General features: G+C 71.3%; 16 protein-coding genes. 7 read left to right on the top strand and 9 right to left on the bottom strand.

The annotated features are described in order from the left end of the window. Positions 1-200 precede the first annotated feature (200 nt). The 6 genes from M4V62_RS27405 to M4V62_RS27430 form a co-directional block, all read right to left on the bottom strand. Positions 201-1,181, bottom strand: a complete 981-nt coding sequence (locus tag M4V62_RS27405) for an N-acetylglucosamine kinase (RefSeq protein WP_425574996.1) — start codon at positions 1,179-1,181, stop codon at positions 201-203. A 2-nt stretch (positions 1,182-1,183) separates the two neighbouring features. Beyond that, complete coding sequence (locus M4V62_RS27410) at positions 1,184-2,449, bottom strand: 6-phospho-beta-glucosidase (RefSeq protein WP_249589875.1); 1,266 nt, start codon at positions 2,447-2,449, stop codon at positions 1,184-1,186. 8 nt (positions 2,450-2,457) lie between these two features. Beyond that, a complete protein-coding gene (locus tag M4V62_RS27415) occupies positions 2,458-3,363 on the bottom strand; it encodes a carbohydrate ABC transporter permease (RefSeq protein WP_249589876.1) in 906 nt (301 codons plus the stop codon). Between the two features lie 6 nt (positions 3,364-3,369). Continuing rightward, on the bottom strand, positions 3,370-4,305 hold the full coding sequence (locus M4V62_RS27420) for a carbohydrate ABC transporter permease (protein WP_249589877.1): 936 nt from the start codon (positions 4,303-4,305) through the stop codon (positions 3,370-3,372). A 15-nt stretch (positions 4,306-4,320) separates the two neighbouring features. Continuing rightward, positions 4,321-5,661 (bottom strand): ABC transporter substrate-binding protein, encoded by a 1,341-nt coding sequence (locus tag M4V62_RS27425; protein WP_249589878.1) that lies wholly within the window; start codon positions 5,659-5,661, stop codon positions 4,321-4,323. Between the two features lie 69 nt (positions 5,662-5,730). Then, complete coding sequence (locus M4V62_RS27430) at positions 5,731-6,903, bottom strand: ROK family transcriptional regulator (protein WP_249589879.1); 1,173 nt, start codon at positions 6,901-6,903, stop codon at positions 5,731-5,733. A 305-nt stretch (positions 6,904-7,208) separates the two neighbouring features. Here M4V62_RS27430 and M4V62_RS27435 point away from each other — a divergent pair, with 305 nt between their 5' ends. Next, positions 7,209-9,140: a serine/threonine-protein kinase gene (locus M4V62_RS27435; RefSeq protein ID WP_249589880.1), complete on the top strand. Its 1,932-nt coding sequence runs from the start codon at positions 7,209-7,211 to the stop codon at positions 9,138-9,140. Between the two features lie 15 nt (positions 9,141-9,155). Here M4V62_RS27435 and M4V62_RS27440 read toward each other — a convergent pair whose 3' ends face one another. Then, entirely contained in the window at positions 9,156-10,238 is a 1,083-nt protein-coding gene (locus tag M4V62_RS27440) for a mechanosensitive ion channel family protein (RefSeq protein ID WP_249589881.1), read from the bottom strand. 266 nt (positions 10,239-10,504) lie between these two features. Here M4V62_RS27440 and M4V62_RS27445 point away from each other — a divergent pair, with 266 nt between their 5' ends. Beyond that, a complete protein-coding gene (locus M4V62_RS27445) occupies positions 10,505-11,041 on the top strand; it encodes an HNH endonuclease (protein ID WP_249589882.1) in 537 nt (178 codons plus the stop codon). Positions 11,042-11,107: 66 nt separating this feature from the next. Here M4V62_RS27445 and M4V62_RS27450 read toward each other — a convergent pair whose 3' ends face one another. Further along, on the bottom strand, positions 11,108-14,071 hold the full coding sequence (locus M4V62_RS27450; protein WP_249593019.1) for a glycoside hydrolase family 84 protein: 2,964 nt from the start codon (positions 14,069-14,071) through the stop codon (positions 11,108-11,110). A 396-nt stretch (positions 14,072-14,467) separates the two neighbouring features. Between M4V62_RS27450 and M4V62_RS27455 the strand changes: the two genes are divergently transcribed. The 3 genes from M4V62_RS27455 (at position 14,468) to M4V62_RS27465 (ending at position 17,205) form a co-directional block, all read left to right on the top strand. Continuing rightward, positions 14,468-14,704, top strand: coding sequence for a hypothetical protein (locus M4V62_RS27455; RefSeq protein WP_249589883.1), 237 nt, complete (start codon positions 14,468-14,470; stop codon positions 14,702-14,704). A gap of 93 nt (positions 14,705-14,797) precedes the next feature. Then, positions 14,798-16,945: a 4-alpha-glucanotransferase gene (gene malQ, locus M4V62_RS27460; protein WP_249593020.1), complete on the top strand. Its 2,148-nt coding sequence runs from the start codon at positions 14,798-14,800 to the stop codon at positions 16,943-16,945. Positions 16,946-16,965: 20 nt separating this feature from the next. After that, positions 16,966-17,205 carry a hypothetical protein gene (locus tag M4V62_RS27465; RefSeq protein ID WP_160505069.1) on the top strand — a complete coding sequence of 80 codons (240 nt, stop codon included), beginning with the start codon at positions 16,966-16,968 and terminating at the stop codon, positions 17,203-17,205. 151 nt (positions 17,206-17,356) lie between these two features. On the opposite strand, the gene M4V62_RS27470 is transcribed toward M4V62_RS27465, so the two are convergent. Continuing rightward, entirely contained in the window at positions 17,357-17,986 is a 630-nt protein-coding gene (locus M4V62_RS27470) for a TetR/AcrR family transcriptional regulator (RefSeq protein ID WP_249589884.1), read from the bottom strand. Between the two features lie 106 nt (positions 17,987-18,092). On the opposite strand from M4V62_RS27470, the gene M4V62_RS27475 reads away from it, so the two are divergent. Together M4V62_RS27475 and M4V62_RS27480 are read left to right on the top strand one after the other, a co-directional pair. Continuing rightward, positions 18,093-19,547 carry an FAD-dependent monooxygenase gene (locus M4V62_RS27475; RefSeq protein ID WP_249589885.1) on the top strand — a complete coding sequence of 485 codons (1,455 nt, stop codon included), beginning with the start codon at positions 18,093-18,095 and terminating at the stop codon, positions 19,545-19,547. A 231-nt stretch (positions 19,548-19,778) separates the two neighbouring features. Further along, the gene (locus tag M4V62_RS27480; RefSeq protein ID WP_425574987.1) at positions 19,779-20,768 is read left to right on the top strand and encodes a DMT family transporter; all 990 of its coding nucleotides are present in this window, start codon (positions 19,779-19,781) and stop codon (positions 20,766-20,768) included. Positions 20,769-20,792 lie beyond the last annotated feature (24 nt).

The following is a 20,792-nucleotide window of genomic DNA, read 5'->3' on the forward strand; positions in this document are numbered from 1 at the left end:
CGTGCGCGGTGCGGGAAGAAGTGCACGGGCGCAAGTATCGCCGCAGGGAGTGACATCCGCACAGGCATTGACTGGATCTTGTTCTGATCATCGTGTCCGGACCCCCTGTCCGGACACGCGAAGATCGCACACCACCCCTTCCCTTCAATACGCGATTCAGTGCGGTTCGGTTCCCTGCCGGGCCGATGAACCGAGCTGCTTCAGACCCCCACGCCACCCTCGTACTGCCCCCGCACGCGCGCGTGCACCTCGGTGGGCGCCCCCACCTGGTCGAGGCCGAGCAGCGCGGCGCCGAGCACGGGACGGGCGACGACCACGCGGGCCACCGCCTTGGGCGCCCGGTCGGCGAGCAACGCCCGGATGCGGTCGTCCAGTTGCGGATGGCGCGCGGCCAGGACGCTGCCGCCGAGCAGTACGGGCGTCTCCTCGCCGAGCAGGTCCAGGCGGTCCAGGGCCACGGTCGACATGGCGACGACCTCGTCGGCCATCCGGTCCACCAGGGAGCGCGCCACCGCGTCGCCCGCCGCCGCCGTGGCGAAGAGCACCGGCGTCAGCTCGTGCCGCCGCACGGGGGCGATGGCGCCCAGGTGCAGCGCCTCGATCAGCGCGTACATGGAGGGCAGGCCGAAGTGCGCGGGCAGCGCCTCGCGCAGTGCGGTCGCGTCGCCGCGGCCGTCCTCGGCCCGCGCCGCGTGCCAGAGCGCCTCCTCGGCGAGGCCGCCCCCGCCGCCCCAGTCGCCGGAGATCCGGCCGATGGCGGGGAAGCGCGCGGTACGCCCGTCGGGCAGCATGCCCACACAGTTGATGCCCGCGCCGCACACCACGGCGACGCCCCGCGGCTCGGCGTCCTCCAGGAGTCCGGCCCGCAGTATGGCGAAGGTGTCGTTGCGCACGTCGACCGAAGGCCCCCACGCGCGCCTGCGCAGGGCGGCGGCCAACTCCCGCTCCTCGACGGGCAGATCGGCGTTGGCGAGGCACGCGGACACATGGCCCACGGAGTCGACGCCCGCCTCGGCCAGGGCCCGCGTCACCGCCTCCTCCAGGATGTCCACCGCGGTCTCGACGCCGACCTGGGGCGGCTGGAACCCGCCGCCGCGTGCCGAGCCGACGACCTCGCCGTCGGCCGCGACCACCGCGACGTCGGTCTTGCTGTTGCCCGCGTCGATCGCGAGCACGCTCATGCCTACGCCCACGCCAGGTGCTCCCGGTTGTGCGCGATCAGCCGGTCGGTGAGCGCTTCCGCGTACGCGTACTGGCCGACCAGCGGGTGGGCGAGCAGCGCCTTGAAGACCCGCTCCCGGCCGCCGTGCAGGGCCGCCTGGAGGGCCAGGTCCTCGTACCCGGTGACGTTCGCGATCAGCCCGGCGTACAGCGGGTCCAGCTTCGGCACGGCAAGGGGCTTGGCGCCCTTGCCGTCGACCGTGGCCTGCACCTCGATGACGGCGTCGTCCGGCAGGAACGGCAGCGTGCCGTTGTTGACGGTGTTCACCACCTGGTAGGGGCTGCCGCCGTTGCCGAGCAGCGATGCCGCCAGGTCCACGGCCGCCTCCGAGTAGAAGGCGCCGCCGCGCTTGGCGAGCAGCTCCGGCTTCTCGTCCAGCGTCGGGTCGCCGTACATCTCCAGCAACTCGCGCTCCATCTGGGCCACTTCGGCGGCGCGCGACGGCTTGGTCCGCAGCTCCTCGACCACGGCGTCGTGCTGGTAGAAGTAGCGCAGGTAGTACGAGGGCACGACGCCGAGCCGGTCGACGATCCCGCGCGGCATGCGCAGGTCCGCGGCGACCGCGTCCCCGTGCTCGGCGAGCAGCTTGGGCAGGATGTCGTCGCCGCCGGGCCCTCCGAGACGTACGCCCGTCTCCCACGTCAGGTGATTGAGCCCCACGTGGTCGAGGTGCACCTCGCCCGGCGCGACGTCGAGCAGCTTGGCGAACTTCCGCTGGAAGCCGATCGCCACGTTGCACAGGCCGACGGCCTTGTGCCCGGCCTGGAGCAGCGCCCGGGTGACGATGCCCACCGGGTTGGTGAAGTCGATGATCCAGGCGTTCGGGTTCGTGCGCCGTACGCGCTCGGCGATGTCCAGGACGACGGGCACGGTGCGCAGTGCCTTCGCCAGGCCGCCCGCGCCGGTGGTCTCCTGGCCGACGCAGCCGCACTCCAGGGGCCATGTCTCGTCCTGCTGCCTGGCCGCCTGCCCGCCGACGCGCAGCTGGAGCAGGACCGCGTCGGCGTCCGCGACGCCCGCGTCCACGTCGGACGTGGTGACGATGCGGCCGGGGTGCCCCTGCTTGGCGAAGATGCGCCGTGCGAGCCCGCCGACGAGTTCGAGACGGTCGGCGGCCGGGTCGACGAGGACGAGTTCCTCGATCGGCAGGCTGTCCCTCAACCGTGCCAATCCGTCGATGAGTTCGGGTGTGTAGGTCGACCCTCCGCCGACCACTGCGAGCTTCATATCGGTTCTCAGCCCTTTACTCCGGTGAGGGTGACGCCTTCGACGAAGGCCTTCTGTGCGAAGAAGAAAACGAGGATGACGGGCGCCATGACGAGCAGCGTCGCGGCCATGGTCATGTTCCAGTTGACGGCGTGGGCGCTCTTGAAGGATTCGAGGCCGTAACTCAGTGTCCAGGCGCCGGGGTTCTGGGCGGCGTAGATCTGCGGGCCGAAGTAGTCGTTCCAGCAGTAGAAGAACTGGAAGAGCGCGATCGCGGTGATGCCGGGCTTGGCCATCGGCACGACGATCTTGATCATGGTGCGGAACTCGCCGCAGCCGTCGACCTTCGCCGACTCGATGTACTCCTTGGGGATCGTCAGGAGGAACTGACGGAGCAGGAAGATCGAGTACGCGTCGCCGAACGCCATCGGGATGATCAGCGGCCACAGGGTGCCCGACAGGTGGAACTGCTGGGCCCACACCAAATACATCGGGATCACGATGACCTGCGGCGGCAGCATCATCGTCGAGATGACGAGCAGCATGGCGGTGCGCCGGCCGCGGAAGCGGAACTTGGCGAGCGCGTACGCGACGGGGATCGCCGAGCAGACGGTGAACAGGGTGCCCAGGCCCGCGTACATCAGCGAGTTGCGCCACCAGTCCAGGAAGCCCGGCGTCTCGAAGACTTCCCTGTAGTTCGACCAGTGCCAGGAGTCGGGCCACAGGTCGCCGCTCATGGCCTGCGAGTCGCTCATCACCGACGTCAGGAAGACGAAGACGAACGGCAGGACGAAGAGCAGCGCGACGCCTATCGCCACGCTGTGCACGGCGATCCAGTGCAGGACGCGCTTGCGGCGGGCGCGGGCGGCGGCGGGGCCCCGAGCCGGGGCGGTGCGTTCGGGCGCGGTGGGCGCGGTGAGCGTCGTGGTTGTCATGATTCCTCAGTCCTCCGCCGAGAGCAGCCCGGAGCGCTTGCGCATCAGGAGCAGCGTGACGGCCATGGCGATGGCGAAGAGCACGAGCGAGAGCACGCACGCGGCACCGGTGTTGAAGTTCTGGAAGCCCATCTGGTAGACGAGCTGGGGGACCGTGAGGGTCGAGTGGTCCGGGTAGCCGGGCTGGATCACCGATCCGGGACCGATGTTGACGCCGGACGCGACCTTCCCCGCGACGAGGGCCTGCGTGTAGTACTGCATGGTCTGCACGACGCCCGTGACCACCGCGAACATCACGATCGGGGTGATCGCGGGCCAGGTGACGTAGCGGAACTTGGCCCATGCCCCGGCGCCGTCGAGGTCGGCCGCCTCGTACTGCTCCTTGGGCACGTCGAGCAGCGACGCCATGAAGATCACCATCAGGTCGCCGATGCCCCACAGGGAGAGCAGCACCAGCGAGGGCTTGGCGGTGTCCGGGTCGTTGAACCAGTTGGGCCCCGATATCCCGACCGCGTCGAGGATCTCGTTCACCGGACCCGTGCCGGGGTTGAGCAGGAAGACGAAGGCGACGGTGGCGGCCACCGGCGGGGCGAGGTAGGGGAGGTAGAAGGCGGTGCGGAAGAACCCGGCGCCCGTCTTGATCTTCGTGATGAGCAGCCCGAGTGAGAGCCCGAAGACCACCCGCACGGCCACCATGATCACGACCAGCCAGAGGGTGTTCCACAGGGCCGGGCCGAACAGGGGCATCTGGTCGAACACGTACTTCCAGTTCCGCAGGCCCACGAAGGTGGGCTCCTTGATCTGGTTGTAGTGCATGAACGAGAAGTAGACGGTGGCGATCAGCGGATACGCGAAGAAGACGCTGAAGCCGACCAGCCAGGGGGAGAGGAATCCGAGCGTGCGCAGTCTGCGGCGCGCCGGGTTGGAGAGGGAAAGTGCCATGGCGGGGTCCTCAGCTCAGCTCTTCGACTGGAGGGTGTCGGCGTCGATCTGCTCGTCGAGCTTCTTCAGGCGCCCTCGCAGATCACCCACGCGTCCGGCCTCGACGGCGTACGAGAAGTCCCCGAGCGAGACGACGTAGGCGCCGCCGTTGACGGAGGGCGGCAGGGCCTTGCTGTGCTTGTTCCGCAGGATGTCGAAGAAGGTCCGGAAGGTCGGATCGGCGTCCAGGTCCGGCGACTTGAGCGCCGCGAACGTGGAGGGCACGTTGTGGATGGCGTTCGCGAAGTTCACGACCTGCTTGGTGTCGGCGGTCAGGAACCGCACCAGCTCCCACGCGGCGTTCTGGTGCTTGCTGCTGTGCGCGATCCCGGCGACGGTGCCGGTGATGAAGCCGCGTCCGTAGGTGTCGGCCTGGTCGTCGGGGACGGGCAGCGGCGCCACGCCCCAGTCGAACTTCGCCTTCGCCTCGTCCAGCATCAGGCCGCGCCACTCACCGTCCAGGTGCATGGCGACCTTGCCGGTCAGGAAGGCGTTCTGGGTGGACATCTCGTCGCCGAAGGTCAGCCGGAACCGCTCCAGGTCGTCGAATCCGCCCTGGGCCGCGGCGAGTTGCCGGGCGGTCTTGAAGAACTGGTACGTCTTCGGCTCCTCGGCGAGGCGCGAATTTCCTTCGGAGTCGAAGTACTGGGGGCCCCACTGCGCGAAGAGGCGGTCAGGGCTGTTCTGGTAGAAGCGGAAGTTGGGGAGATACCCGACCTGCTTGTACGAGTTCCTGCCGCTGCGCACGGTCAGCTTCTTGGCGACCTTCTTGAACTCGGACATCGTGCGCGGCGGGCGCTCGATCCCCGCCTTCTTGTAGGCGTCCTTGTTGTAGTACATCCCGTAGGCGTCGGCGAGCAGGGGCAGGGCGCACTGGTTGCCGCGGTAACTCGTGTAGTCGAGCAGGGTCTTGGGGAACACCTTGCGCTTGTCGAGGCCGGTCTTCTTCATGAACGGATCGAGGTCCGCCCACATCCCGGAGTCGCAGTACTGGCCCACGTTGTTGGTGGTGAAGGACGACACCACGTCCGGGGCCTTGTCGCCGCCCGCCCGCAGGGCCTGGTTGACGGTCTCGTCGGAGACGTTCCCGGTGGCCTTCACCTTGATGTTCGGGTGCAGCTTCTCGAAGCGGTCGATGCTGTCGTTGACGGCCTTGACCTCGCCGGGCGTCGACCAGCCGTGCCAGAACTTCAGGGTGACCGGCTTGGTCGGGTCGTCGTTCGCGCTGCCGACGCTCGGGTTGGCGCAGCCGGAGAGCAAGAGGCCGGCTGCGGCGAGCGCCGCGGACGCGCAGGTGGGCATGCGCCATCGCGGCATGGCGGACTTCCTTTACGGGGGAGGGGAGTTGAGGTGCGGGGAGGGGCAGGGAGGGGCAGGCCGTCGTGCTCAGGCCGTGTCGAAGACCTGGTCGCGGGCCTGGGTGAGCGCCGAGCGCAGGGCGCCGGTGAGGATCGGGTCGCCGTCGAGTTCGCTGATCCGGATCTGCGGGCGAGGCAGGGCGAGCCCGGTCAGCTCCTCCTCGACCCTGGCGCGCAGCTTGTCGCCGCCCGCCTGGGCCACCGAGCCGGAGAGCACGACGAGTTCGGGGTCCACGACGGCGACGACCGCGGCGATGCCGGTGGCGATGCGCCGTGCGACCTCGCCGAGCGCGGCGTCGTCGGCCATGACCTGCGCCAACGTCGCCCCGCCGCCGGTGAGTTCGCGCACGACGTACGCGGAGACGAGGCTCTCGAAGCCGCCCCCGCCCCCGCCGCCGTCCTGAGGGCCGGTGCGCACCAGGGGAGCGCCCGGCAGCGGCATGTAGCCGATCTCGCCCGCGCCGCCGGTCGCGCCCCGCAGCAGGGTGCCGCCGAGCACGATGGCGGCGCCGACGCCCTCGTCGAGCCAGGTCAGCACGTAGTTGTCGTTGTCCTGCGCCGCGCCCTCGTACTGCTCGGCGACAGCGGCCAGATTCACGTCGTTCTCGATGTCGACCGGCGTGCCGAGCACCGCGGCGAGGTCGTCGCGCAGGGTGCGGGAGTGCCAGCCCGGCAGGTGCGGGGCGTACCGCAGCGCACCGGTGTGGGGGTCGATGGCGCCGGGGGTGCCGATCACCGCGGCCCGCAGGTCCTCGTGGCCGAGGCCCGCCTGGCGCAGCGCCTCGTCGACGGCCTCGGTGACCAGCTGGGCGGTGCGGTGGCGCACGTCCTCGGCGACGGCGACGGCCTCGACGCGTGCCTGGCCGAGAACGGTGCCGGTGATGTCGGCGACGAGCGCGGTGATCCCGGTGGGGTTCGCGGACAGCGCGGCGACATGGCCGGCGCCCGGGTCGATCTCGTACAGCAGGGCGTTGGGCCCCGGACGTCCGCTGAGGCTGCCCGTGGTGTGCACGAGACCTGCTGCCTCCAGGCGCCCGAGCAGCTGCGAGGTGGTGGGCTTGGAGAGCCCGGTCAGCTCGCCGATGCGGGTGCGGGTGAGCGGGCCGTGCGCGACGAGCAGGTCGAGCACCGCCCGGTCGTTCATGGCGCGCAGGACGCTCGGCGTGCCCGGGGTCCCCGGAGTGCTGCCTGCTGCTGCCATCACGACACCTGCCTCTTGCCTCTTGTGCAACTGTTAGGAAACTTTCCAATTCGTGAGGACCGTACGGCTGGCGTGAATGAGGCGTCAATAGCGGATGCTCCTGCGGCAACCAAGTCGTTACCTGGTGGAGCCGGTGTTGCACAGGGTGCACGCGAGGCGTTCGGCCAGGGGGCCCGCCGCGGGCCGGGAACTCCACTCGGCCACCGCCCAGTTGGCCACCACCACGCTTCACCGCGGAGATCCCCGGCGCATATCCTCACGTCTGTTCGACCGACCAGGCAGGACGACCGGGGGACAAGACCACCATGACCAGTGCGACCGGCGGGGGCCACGCCGACGAGGGTGCCGAAGACACCGGGGGAGGCATCAAGCCGCTCACGGCGGGCGATCCGCCCCGGATAGGGCCCTATCTCCTGCTCGGGAGGCTGGGGGCGGGCGGCATGGGCCGGGTCTACCTCGCCCGTTCCGAGAGCGGCCGCACCGTCGCGGTGAAGGTCGTCCACGAAGAGCACGTCACGAACGCTCAGTTCAGGGCCCGCTTCCGCCGGGAGATCGACGCCGCGCGGCGCGTCGGCGAGCGCTACACCGCGCCCGTGCTCGACTCGGACCCGGACGCCGAGCACCCCTGGGTGGCCACGGGGTACGTCCCCGGCCTCTCCCTCGAACAGGTCGTACGCGGCCACGGCCCGCTCCCGGCGAAGTCCGTGCACGCGCTCGCCGACGGCCTGCTGCACGCGCTCCAGGACATCCACACGGCCGGGATCGTCCACCGCGACCTCAAGCCGTCCAACGTGATGCTCACCGTGGACGGCCCCCGCGTCATCGACTTCGGCATCGCCCGCGCCATGCGGACCTCGTCCGTCGAGTCGCTCCTCACCAGCACCGGCATGGTCATCGGCTCGCCCGGCTTCATGGCCCCCGAGCAGATCCGCGGCCAGAGCGCGGGCCCGGGGAGCGACGTGTTCACGCTGGGCTGCGTGCTCACGTACGCGGCCACGGGCGTCCTGCCCTTCGGGCACGGGGTCACCAACCAGCACGCCGTGATGTACCAGATCGTCGAGGCCGAACCCGACCTCGACAAGGTGCGCGACGACGGACTGCGTACGCTCATCGCCCGCTGCCTGGCCAAGAATCCCGACGAACGTCCCACCGTGGACGAGCTGTTGGCGGACCCGGAGCGGACCCGCCCCCAGCCCTCGGCGGCCGCGTGGCTGCCCGCCGAGGTCGTGACGCGCCTCGCCCAGCAGGCGGCAAGGCTCCTGGACGCGGAGGCGGCGGAGCCCGTGCGCGAGGAGGCGCCGCCCGCCGCCGGGGTCCCCGACCGGGAGACGGCGCGGCTGCGCGCGGAGCCGGGCATCCCCGAGGTCGTGGCGGTGGCCGCGTCCGGTGACACCCCGGCGGTCACCTCCGACCAGGAGCGGAAGCGGGCCCGCCGGCGCCGCCCGCTGGTGATCGGGCTCCCGGTGGTCGCCGTGCTCTCCGTGGGAGGCGGCACGTTCGTGGTGATGCAGCCGTTCGGCGGCGACAGCGGAGACCAGGCGTCGCCGCCGTCCAGCAGCTCCCCGGCGGCGCCGGGCCAGGACGCCTCGCCCAGCGGCTCACCGGCCGATGACGGCAAGGGGGACAAGGACGACAAGGGCAAGGGGGACGAGAAGGGGGAGAAGGACGAGAACGGCAAGGACGGGGCGGACGGCAAGGACGGCGAGAGCGCGGCCGACGGCCAGGGCGGGGAGGACTCCAAGGGCTCCGCGGGCTCCTCGGACGGTGCCGCGGGCTCCGACGGGGGCGACGGCACGTCACCCGGCGGCTCGTCCGGCAGCGACTCCGATGCGGGCTCGTCCAGCGGCGCGGGCTCCGGCGACGGCTCGGGCGACCCCGGCTCCGGCTCCGGCGGGGACGGCTCGGACGGCACGGGCGGGGTCCCGTCGTTCTTCGCCGACACCTGGAGGTTCGGCGGCGACTACAACATCGGTCAGCCGGACAAGGTGACCATCTCCGCGAGCGGCTCCGTCCGCCTGGTCCTCGACCAGCAGACCGCCTGCACGTACGCCGCGAAGGTGACGTCGACGACGAGCCAGGGCAGCCGCATCAACGTCGGGACGGCCAGCTTCGTCGGGAGCAGGCCCGCCTACTGCCACCCGACCCTGGACCCCTCGTACTTCACCATCAACGGCAGCGGCGTCCAGCACAACGTGGGCCCCTCCCACGGCGAGGGGTACTACTACAAGCGGGCCTGAGCCCCCGCGCCGCCGCTACTTCGCCAGGTTCGGCGGCGGCGCTATCGGGGAGGCCGCCAGCGACTGCGGCGAGGTCGCGGAGGCGTACGCCGACGGCGCCGCGACACCCGCGGACGGGTCGGCGGGCGCCTCCTCCGTCGCCTGGAGCGGCAGGCCGCCCACGATGCGGATGCCCGCCTCGTCGAAGGCCCGCTTGATGCGCCAGCGCAGCTCGCGCTCCACGCCGAGGGCGTTGCCCGGCATCGTCTTCGCGGAGACCCGCACGACCATCGACTCCAGCAGCACGCTGTCCAGGCCGAGTACCTCGACCGGGCCCCAGAGGCGCTCGTTCCACGGCTCGTCCTTGGCCATGGACTCGCCGACCTCGAGCAGCTTCGCCTGGACCTTCTCCAGGTCCTCGTCCGGGCGCACGGTGACGTCGACGCCCGCCGTGGACCAGCCCTGGCTGAGGTTGCCGATGCGCTTGACCTCGCCGTTGCGGACGTACCAGATCTCGCCGTTGTCGCCGCGCAGCTTGGTGACGCGCAGACCGACCTCGATGACCTCGCCGGACGCCACGCCCGCGTCGATGGAGTCGCCCACGCCGTACTGGTCCTCCAGGATCATGAAGACGCCGGAGAGGAAGTCCGTGACGAGGTTGCGGGCGCCGAAACCGATCGCCACACCCGCGACACCCGCCGAGGCGAGCAGCGGGGCGAGGTTGATCTGGAATGTGCCCAGGATCATCAGCGCGGCCGTGCCCAGGATCAGGAACGACGCCACCGAGCGCAGCACGGAGCCGATGGCCTGCGAGCGCTGGCGGCGGCGCTCCACGTTCACGAGGAGACCGCCGAGCGCCGTGCCGTTCACGGACTGCGCCGTGCGGTTCATGCGATCTATGAGCTTGGTGATGGAACGCCGGATGACCACGCGAAGGACGACGGCGACGGCGACGATCAGCAGGATGCGGAGCCCGATGCCCAGCCACGCCGACCAGTTCTGCTCGACCCAGCTCGCGGCGTTCGTCGCGCTCTCCTGGGCGTCTTCCAAGGTCGGGGACTTCGGCGTCGTCTTGTCGTCCGGGTCCGTTCCGGCTGCTGTCAGGACGGACAGGAACACGGCAGGTACCTCCAGGCATAGCGGCCTGCCCAGGAGATGCACCGGGCAGAGTCACCACACTAACGGGGCATTGTGTGTGGATCGTTGTCATGTTCGAGGGAGAGACGGTGCTCACCTGGGGAAGATGAGGGTGTCGCACTGGTGTGGTCGAAAACACTCCGAGCCCGTTACCAGCGGATGGTGGCGCTTGGACCAGGCATGAGGGGAGACTGGCTACAGATCGTCCCGGCGCGAGCCACGCGCCGCCGGCGTAATAGGAGGCATCCGTGCCGCACGTCCTGGTCCTCAATGCGTCGTACGAGCCATTGGGTGTCGTACCGCTCCGCCGCGCGCTCGTCCTCGTCCTGGAGAACAAGGCTCTCTGCCTCGAGGAATCCGGCGCCTTCATGCACAGCGCAACGCGCACTGTCCCCGCACCCAGCGTGGTCCGCCTCAAGCGGTTCGTCCGGGTCCCTTACAGGGGGCCCGTTCCTCTGACCAGGCGGGCGCTCTTCGCCCGCGACGGCGGTCGGTGTGCGTACTGCGGTGGCGTCGCAACCAGCGTCGACCACGTCATTCCGAAGAGCCGTGGCGGTCAGCACGCCTGGGAGAACGTGGTGGCTTCATGCCGCCGCTGCAACCACACCAAGGCGGACCGCCATCTCCTGGAGCTGGGGTGGCGCCTGCGTCACAAGCCCGCGCCGCCCTCGGGGCTCGCGTGGCGCATCATCGGGACCGGGCACAGGGATCCGCGCTGGCTGCCGTACTTGCAGCCGTTCGGCGCGGATGACGCGATGGCCCGGATCGATGGCATTTCAGCCTAGAAATCGATCCGGGCTCTGTTGTACGCGGCCGCCTGCGCGGGGCCTGTACGTGGCCGTCGGCCGCCGTCACTCCTCGGCGGCCGCGGCCACGGCGTACGCCTCGACCGACCACAGCGAGTAGCCGAACCGCGTGGCCCGCTTGTCGCCCTGCACCCGGATGTAACGAGTGTCACGGGCGTCCATGCGCACCGCCTCGCGGCCGCCCTTGCCGTCCTTCACGGTGGCCGCCGTGCGCCAGGTCTTCCCGTCGGCGGAGGTCTGCACGCGGTAGCCCGCCGCGTACGCGTCCTGCCAGCGCAGGACCACCTGGCCGAGCCTGACCGGCTCGTCGAGCTCCAGCTGCCACCAGGCGCCGTCCTCGGCCGGTGAGGACCAGCGGGTCGTGGGGTCGCCGTCATTGGCGCCGGACGCCGGGAAGTCCTTCGTCTCGTCGCCCGACGAGGAGGCCTTCGCGCCGCGTGCCAGGTCGCGCCCTTCGGTGCGCGGGTAGGCGCGCACCGAGACCGTCCGGGTCTGGCCGTCGAAGGTGACCGGGATCTCGTACGTCCCCGAGCGCGTGCCCGCCGGGACCGTGACGTCGACCGGGACGTCCACCTGCGTGCCGCGCGGCAGCGTGGACTTCTGAGGGGTGCGTACCTCGATGCCCTTGGGGGCCTTCGCCGTGACCTTGCCCTCCACGTCGCCGGGGCGCAGGGACGTCAGCTTCGCCGTGACCCGCTGCGGGCCGCCGCCGATCTCCACGTCGGCCTCGGTGCGGCCCAGCGAGAAGCGGGCGTCGGGGGAGTCGGCGTACCAGGGGACGACGTGGCGGACGGTGCCCTCGATGACCGTGACGCGGACGGCGTCGGCGCGCGGGGCGGTGTCCTTGGACTCGGCGGACTCGGCGGGCTTGGCCTCGGTGAAGCCCGTGCCGGACAGGGCGGCGATGCGGCGCCAGCCCTCGCCCGGGACGTGGGCCTCGATGCTGCCCTTCGTGCCGGGGTCGGTCAGGGCCGTCACCGCCGTGAGGGGGCGGGCGCGGGGGACGCGGACCGTCGCGCGGTCCGACGCCTGCTCGCTGTCGAGCCCCGCCCACGTGCCGTACGCCTTCTGCGACCGCGTCAGGAAGGGCGCGAGGACGCCCTTGCCGACGGTCACCCTGCTCGCCTTCAGGTCCTTCTGGAGCCCGGTCAGGGTGCGCGACGCGCGCCAGGCGGCCGCGCCGTCGCCGGTGGACTGCGCGCGCAGCATGTCGACCGCCGTCTCGCCGGCCTCCCCATAGCGCGCCAACTGCTGCACCCAGGGACGCACCTCGGTGTCGAGGTCGCTGTCGGCGAGCCGCCGCGGCGCCTCCTTCATGACGGTGAAGGCATCCCGCAGGGCCTGTGCGGACTTCTCGATGCGGGCGCCGTCCGTCGTCGTGCGCGCGCGCCAGAAGTCGTCCATGAGCGGGCGCAGGTACGCCGATTCGTCGGCGCCGAGCACGGAGGACGCGTCATTGCCCGCGAGGGCACGCAGGGCGCCGCGCGCCTTCGCGTCGCCGCTCGAGAGGTCGTCGATCGCGGCGAGCCAGGACTCGTGCGGGCGGTAGGCGCGGGGGTTCCAGGCGTAGTCGGCGGCCGTGAACAGGGGGATGCGGGAGGCCGATGGCTGCTCCATGGCGTTGCCGAGCAGCGCCGCCGAGCCGGTGGCCACGGCGGGCTCACGGCCGGTGTAGGGGCCGAGGAAGATACGGTCCTGCGCGAAGTCGTTGACGGGGTAGTTGTCCATCGTCACCAGCGGATGCGAGCCGAACGCCTTGCGGGCGCCCGCCAGTTCACGCCCGGTGATGGTCTTGGGGACCACGCCCACGCCGGTCCACGCCACCTCGATGCCCTCGTCGAGGCGGTCCGCGATGGCGTCGCGGTACTCGGTGGAGCCGTCCTGGTAGTACTCCGTGGGCATCAGCGAGAGCGGCTTCGCGCCGGGGTGGCGCTCGGCCAGGTGCGCCGATACGGCGTTGGCGACGCGGGACTGCGCCTTCGCGGCGGCGTCGGGCCCCGAACCGAAGGCGTCGGCGTCCGCGTCGCAGTGCCACTCGCTGTAGCTGACGTCCTGGAACTGCAGCTGGAAGGCGCGCACGCCCAGGGCCCACATCGCGTCGATCTTGCGGTTCAGGGCCTTGATGTCCTTGTCGGACGACATGCACATGGCCTGGCCGGGGGCGACGGCCCAGGCGAGCGTCACGTGGTTCTGCTTGGCCCGCTCGGCTAGGGCGCGGAAGTCGGCGCGCTGCTCCGCGGGGTACGGCTCGCGCCAGCGTGCCTGGCGGTAGAGGTCGTCGCCGGGGGCGTAGAGATAGCGGTTCTGCTTCGTGCGGCCCATGAAGTCCAGCTGGTCCAGGCGCTGCTCACGGGTCCACGGGGTCCCGTAGAAGCCCTCTGTCATGCCGCGGACCGCGGTGCCGGGCCAGTCGCGGATCTGCACGCCGGGGACGGTGCTCCTGGCGCTGCCCTTCGTGACCAGCTGGCGCAGGGTCTGCACGCCGTGGAAGAGACCGTCCTCTCCCGCGCCCGCGAGGGCGATGGTGTCCTGGCCGCCGATCCGGCCCACCGCGAGGCGGTAGCCGCCGGAGGGCAGGTCGCCGCGGGCACGGGCGCCGAGGGTGCGCAGGGCCTGGTCGGCTCCCGTGCCGTCGGCGCGGACGACGAGCCTCCCGCCGCCCGCGGGCAGCGGGTCGCCGTCCTTGACCTCGGTGATCTCGCGGGCCCCCGCGTCACGCAGGAGGGCACGCAGGGCGTCCATGGCGTACGGGTCCGGGTCCCGGCCGGTGGCCAGGACGACCTCGTCGGTGACGGTGACCTGCGTCCCGGCCGTGGTCATCGACTGGGGGCGGGGCCAGACCGGCGGGAGGGTGCCGTCGCTCTCCCGGTCGTCGTCCGGGGACGTGGCCGGGGTGCCGGGCTTTCCGGGGAGGCCGGGGGCGGCGATGGCGCCGGGGGCACCGGTGAGGGCGCCTGCGATGACGGCGACGGCGATGGCCGCCGCGCCCTTCCTGCGCCGCAGTTGCACGGCCCTCTCCTCGTTGTCCCTCGTCCTGGTGATCACGTGTGGTGCGTCGGTTGTCTCAGGGTGTCACTGAGCCCACCACTCGCGTGGTGGGAGTGTCAACGGGCGTGGGTGTTGTGGGGGTTTTCTTCCCTGTGACATTGGCGGGCCAGGGCCGTGGTCATGGCCGGTGTCATGTCCGGTGTCATGGCCCGGTTCGCTCAAAAGTGCTGGAGGGGCTTGGAATGACTGCCCCGGATCGGGGCAGGGACGGGAGCGGGGAAAAGGAAGATCTTGCGTCCGGGCCCCCACTCAGAGAAACGAATGTGAGTACGCGCACGTTCATACAACGGATATGTCTGCGATCCCGCGTACTGGGTAGGTCTGCCGAAGACCTGCCCCCTGACATTGGAGCCCTACGTGCCCGCTTCCGCGAATCTCCTCCTCGACGCCCTCTCCAAACAGGTGTCCGGTCCCGACTCGGGACTCGACGGATCCTGCGCCTGCGGCTGCCTGGAGCCGCCCCTGACCAGCGAGCCCCCGCTGGCCGACGCCGCACCCCTGACCAGTGAGCCTCCGCTCGCCGACGCCGCCCCGCTGACCAGCGAGCCCACCTCCACCGGCACCGCGTCGGGTCTGGCCTACATGGGGGTCTAAGTGGCCCCACCCGGAGCGACCGGACCCACGACCGGCTCCACCGCCGGGCCCACCGGCCCCACCGGCCCCACCGGACTTTCCCGCCTTGCCGACCTGCATGGCGTGGCGACTTCTTACTCCCCGTCCCCGGACCGAACGGTTCCGGCCGCCGACGCCGCGGTGATCGCGGCCCTGGCCGCCCTCGACGTGGACGCGAGCACCCCCGATGCGGTGCGGCGTGCCCTCACGTCCCGCGAGGCCGAGCTGGCCGCCCGCCTGCTGCCGCCGACGGTCGTGGTGTGGCAGGGGACCCCTGAGGCACCCCCGCCCTGGGCCGGGCTGCCGCCGGGGACGCGGGTGTGGGTGGAGACGGAGTGGGGGGAGCGGGTGGAGTTCCCGGAGATCGCGCCGCGGGGCAATCGGGTGGGTGGGAGGGAGACATCGCCGCGAAGCGGCGCACAGGCAGAGCCACGAGAGGCGCCGCCCCTGCCACTGGGCGTACACCGGCTCCGAGCCACGACCCCGGACGCCCAAACAGCCACCGCCCACTTAATAGTCGCCCCGCACCGCTTACCGCCCCCGCGCGAGAAATCGTACGGAATTCTCGTCCAGCTCTACTCCCTCCTCTCCCGCCGCTCCTGGGGCATGGGCGACCTCGGGGACCTCGCCGAGCTCGCCGCCTGGTCAGGGCGGGCTCTTGGCGCGGGATTCGTGCAGGTCAACCCTTTGCACGCAGCGGTCCCGAAGCCCCAGGACGGAGCGTCCGACCCCTCTCCGTACCGCCCGTCGTCGCGCCGCTTCCCCGACCCCGTCCACCTGCGGGTCGAGGACATTCCCGAGTACGCCCACCTGGAGGGCGAGGCCCGCGATCTGGCCGCGCATCTCACGCGCCGAGCCGCCGCGCTGCGCGAATCCGTCCTCCAGCAGGGCCAGTTGATCGACCGCGACACGGTCTGGGCGCTCAAGCTCAAGGCCCTGGAGCTGATCCGCGAGGTCCCGCTCGGACCCGGACGGCGCGCCGCCTACAACGACTTCCTCGCCGAGCACGGCGAAGCCCTTGAGGACCACGCCACTTGGTACGCGCTCGCCGAGCGGTACGGCCCCGACTGGCACACCTGGCCCGCGCCCCTGCGCGACCCCGCATCGCCCCGGACCGCCCGCGCCCGCCGCGAGTTGATGGATCGCGTGGACTTCCACTGCCGTCTCGCCTGGCTCACCGACGCCCAACTCGCCGCCGCGCAGCGCTCCGCGCGCGACGCCGGCATGGGCATCGGCCTCGTGCACGACCTCGCGGTCGGCGTGCACCCGGCGGGAGCCGACGCCTGGGCGCAGCAGCGGCACTTCGCCGCGGGCATGTCGGCGGGCGCCCCGCCGGACGCGTTCAACGCGCGCGGCCAGGACTGGGGCCTGCCGCCCTGGCGCCCCGACCGCCTGGCCGAGTCCGGGTACGCCCCCTACCGCGCCCTCCTGCGCGCACTGCTGCGCAACGCGGGCGCGATCCGCATCGACCACGTGATGGGGCTCTTCCGGCTCTGGTGGGTCCCGGAGGGCCGCGCGCCCACCGAGGGAACGTATGTCCGGTACGACGCCGATGCGATGCTCGCCGTCCTCGCCCTGGAGGCGCACCGCGCGGGCGCCCTCGTCATCGGCGAGGACCTCGGCACCGTGGAGCCGGGCGTCCGCGAGACCCTCCAGCGGCACGGCGTGCTCGGCACCTCCGTGCTCTGGTTCGAGCGGGACTGGACCGGCACGGGACGGCCGCTGCCGCCCGAGCGGTGGCGCGCGGACTGCCTGGCCACCGCCACCACCCACGACCTGCCGTCCACCGCGGCCCGCATCACCGGTGAGCACGTCCAACTCCGGGACAGGCTCGGCCTGCTCGCCCGCCCCGCGGCCTTCGAGCGGGCCGAGGCGGCGGCCGATGTGGCGGAGTGGCTCGCGCTGCTCTCCCGCCTCGGGATGCTGCCCGGCGGCGGTGGCAACGAGCAGGAGGAGATCCGCGCCGTCCACCGCTTCCTGCTCGCCACCCCGGCCCGCATGATCGGCGTATGGCTGCCGGACGCGGTCGGCGACCGCCGCCCGCAGAACCTCCCCGGCACCTGGGACCAGTACCCCAACTGGCGGCTGCCGGTCGCCGACGCCGAAGGCCGCCCCGTCACCCTGGAGGAACTCGCCGCCTCACCCCGCGTGCACGCGTTCATGGACGTGTTCCGCACCCGCGGGGAGCCCCGTACGGCACCCCCGGGCGCGCGGCCCGTTTAGCAGTTCGCTACGTTGGCACCGTGGACAAGAAGAACGCCCTGCGCGCCGGCGCCCTGGCTTCCGGTACGACGCTGATGATGCTGCTCATGTCGTCCCCCGCGCTCGCGCTCACGCGCGACGACGGTGACGACCCGGGTCCCGGTCTGAGTGTGATCGACACGCTCGGCCTCTATGTCGTGGCACCCATCGTGCTGTTCCTGGTGATCGCGGGCCTGGTCATGGTCGGTGACAAGTCCCGCAAGCAGGAGAAGCAGGGCTGACGCCACTTCGCTTCCAGAGTTCCCGCAGTTCTCCGTAGGGGCTCTTCGCCGACGTACGCACGCGTGCACACATCGACGAAGAGCCCCTACGTGTGTGTCACGCGGGCGTGCGCGTAAGGCCGCGTACGTCTCAGGCCGCGTACGTCTCGTCTCAGGGCCGCTCGGCCGTGAGGTAGCGCTGGACCGTCGGTCCGGCCCAGTCCACGACCTCCTCGCCGGACAGCGCGACCACCGGCGGAAACCGCAGCACATAGCGGGTCAGCGCCATGCCGAGGATCTGTGAGGCACAGAGCCCGGCCCGCGCGGGGGCGTCGGCGGGGTCGGGGCAGACGTGGCGCGCGACCGGCAGCAGCTGGTCCTTGAAGATGCCCTGCATGCGCTCGGCACCCGCCTCGTTCGTGATGCCGACGCGGAGCATCGCGGTCAGCACCTCGTCGGTCTCCCAGACGTCGAGGAAGTGCCTCACCAGGGCCCGTCCGACGTCCTCGCGCGGCACCGCGCCGAGATCGGGCAGCCGCAGATCGATGGCGCAGGCCGCGGCGAACAGGCCCTCCTTGTTGCCGTAATAGCGCATCACCATCGACGGATCGATCCGCGCGTCCTTGGCGATGGCGCGGATGGTGGCCCGTTCATAGCCGTCGGCGGCGAACCGCTCACGGGCGGCGGCCAGGATCGCGCCGCGGGTCGCATCGGAGCGGCGGGGTGGTGCCGCGGGTGCTGTGGGTGCCGCGGGCGCTTCGACGGCCGTCCGAGTCGCTGGAGCGGGTGCACTTTCAGTCATGCCAACAAGCGTAGGCCAACATGTGTTGACAGTCCAGGACGCCGGCCCTACGTTAGCCAACAAGCGTTGACCAACAGTTGTTGGCACAAGCCACGAGGAGGCCGCCATGAACGGAACCCAGGACACGACCGGCACCGCGAACCCTGCCGTGATCGTCGTCGGCTCCGGTCCCACCGGGCTGCTGCTCGCCGGGGACCTGGCCGCCGCGGGCGTCCCCGTCACCCTGCTGGAGAAGCGGCCGCACGAGATCAGCAACCTCTCGCGCGCCCTCGTGCTGCATGCCCGCACCCTCGAACAGCTCGACGCGCGCGGTCTCGCCGACGAGCTGGAGGCCAAGGGCAGGACGCTCGACCGCCTGCGCCTCTTCGCCCGCCTCGAAGTGGGCCTCGACAAACTGCCCTCGCGCTACAACCACCTCCTGGTCCTTCCGCAGTACGAGGTGGAGCGGGTCCTGGAGCGTCGGGCGATCGCGGCCGGCGTCGACTTCCGGTACGAGAACGAGGTCACCGGGCTCACCCAGGACGCGGACGGCGTGACGCTCGAAGTCCGGGGCCCCGGTGGGGAGTCGGGCACGCGAAGGGCCGCGTACGTCGTCGGCGCGGACGGACTGCACAGCCCGGTCCGCAAGGCCATCGGCCTGCCCTTCCCCGGGAAGTCCGCGATCCGCTCCCTTGTCCTCGCCGACGTGAAGCTCGCCGAGAAGCCCGAGTCGGTCCTCACGGTGAACGCCGCAGGTGACGCCTTCGCCTTCATCGCGCCCTTCGCCGACGGCTATTACCGCGTCATCGGCTGGAACCGCGCCCACAACGTCCCCGACAGCGAGCCCCTTGACCTCGAAGAGGTCAAGGAGATCACCCGCCTCGCGCTCGGCCGCGACTACGGCATGCACGACGCCCGCTGGATGTCCCGCTTCCACAGCGACGAGCGCCAGGCGCCCGAGTACCGGGTCGGCCGGGTCTTCCTCGCCGGTGACGCCGCGCACGTCCACACCCCGGCGGGCGCGCAGGGCATGAACACCGGCCTCCAGGACGCCGTGAACCTGAGCTGGAAGCTGGTGGCGGCGGTCGAGGGCCGTGCGCCGGAAGGCCTCCTCGACACCTACCAGTCGGAGCGGCACCCCATCGGCAAGGCGGTCCTGCGCAGCAGCGGCGGGATCGTGCGGCTCGCGATGGCCAAGCGCCCGTGGTCGATCGCGGCCCGCGCCGTGCTCGCGTCCTTCATCAACGCCGTGTCCCCGATCCGGGACAAGGCGATCGGCCAGATCACCGGCATCGGTTACGCCTACCCGGCCCCGAAGGGCGCCCACCGCATGGCCGGGCGCCGCGCTCCGGACGTCGCGCTCAAGGAGGGGCGGCTGTACGAGGTTCTGCGCGAGGGCGAGTTCGTGCTGATCGCTCCGGAGGGGGCGGAGTACGACGCGGGGCGTGCGGTCGTGACGCACTGGGCGATTGGGCGGGGTACGACTGTCCTGGTCCGGCCCGACGGGTATGTGGCGTGGGCGGCGGACGGGGCGGATGCGGGGGCGGTGCGGGCGGCGCTGGGGGAGTGGGGCGCGGCGTAGAGCAGGAACCGTTCGGTCCGGAACCGTTCGGTCTGGAACCGTTCAGTCCGGAACCGTTCAGTCCAGCTTCAAAGAATCCTCGAAAAGATTCGATGGACCTGATGGGTGTGGGAGTGCAACGGTAGTCCCGCAACCAACCAAGAGATCAGCCAAGAGATCCCCGCCGGGTGGTGCCCACCCAGGCGGGGTTCGTGTTTCCCGGGCCGACCGGGAGAGAGACAAGGGATATCAGTGACTGTCCTGGACCGGACGCCCCCCATCCGCACCGCGTCACCCGCGTCACCCGCGTCACCCGCGTCACCCGCGTCGACGGCGGTGGGCGCGGCGCAGCGGGCCGCAGGCCCCATCGGTATCGGCCTCGCCCTCGCGGCGCTCGCCACGGTCGTCTGGTCGGGCAGCTTCGTCACTTCGCGCGCCCTGGCCGACAGCGTGCCGCCCATCCAGCACGCGTTCTGGCGCTGGATCATCGCGATCGTGGCGGTGGCGCCGTTCGCGGCGCGCCAGACGTGGCGGCAGCGGGCCCTGCTCCGCAAGCACATCGGCTTCCTGCTCGCCGCCTCGCTCCTCGGCGTCACCATCTACAACACCCTGGTCAACCAGGCGGGCGTCACCACCACCGCGGGCAACATGGGCATGATCATGGCGGCGTCACCGGTCCTGATGGCGGTGTACGAGCGTCTCGGCGGCGCGAGGCTCGGCGCGCGCCGCGTGACCGGCATGCTGATCGCCTGCGCGGGCGTCCTGGTCCTGGTCTCCGGGGGATCGCTCTCCATGGACTTCGCGGTGGGTGACCTGTGGGTGATCGCGGGGGCCGTCTCCTTCGGCTCGTACAGCGCGCTGCTCAAGCGCAAGCCGGCGGAGATCGGCGGACTGCCGTTCCTGTTCGCGACGTTCACGCTCGGCGCGCTGATGCTGCTTCCGGTGTTCGTGGCCAGCTATGTACTCCAGGGCGGCTTCGAGCCGACCGTCGGCACCATCTCCCTACTCCTGTACGTCGGTGTCGTCTCCTCCGCGATCGCCTTCTTCGCCTGGAACAAGGCGATCTCGATCATCGGCGCCGCGCGTGCCGGGGTCATCTACTACCTCCAGCCGGTGTGCGTCGCCCTGCTCTCCTTCGCGGTGCTCGGCGAGGCGATGGGGTGGTTGCAGGTGATGTGCATGGCGCTGATCCTGGGCGGGGTCGTGCTGGGCGCGGCACGCGCGAAGCCGCGCTCGGAGTAGGGGGCGCGTCCCGTGGGATCACCT

Source organism: Streptomyces durmitorensis, assembly GCF_023498005.1.
Taxonomy (GTDB): Bacteria; Actinomycetota; Actinomycetes; order Streptomycetales; family Streptomycetaceae; genus Streptomyces; species Streptomyces durmitorensis.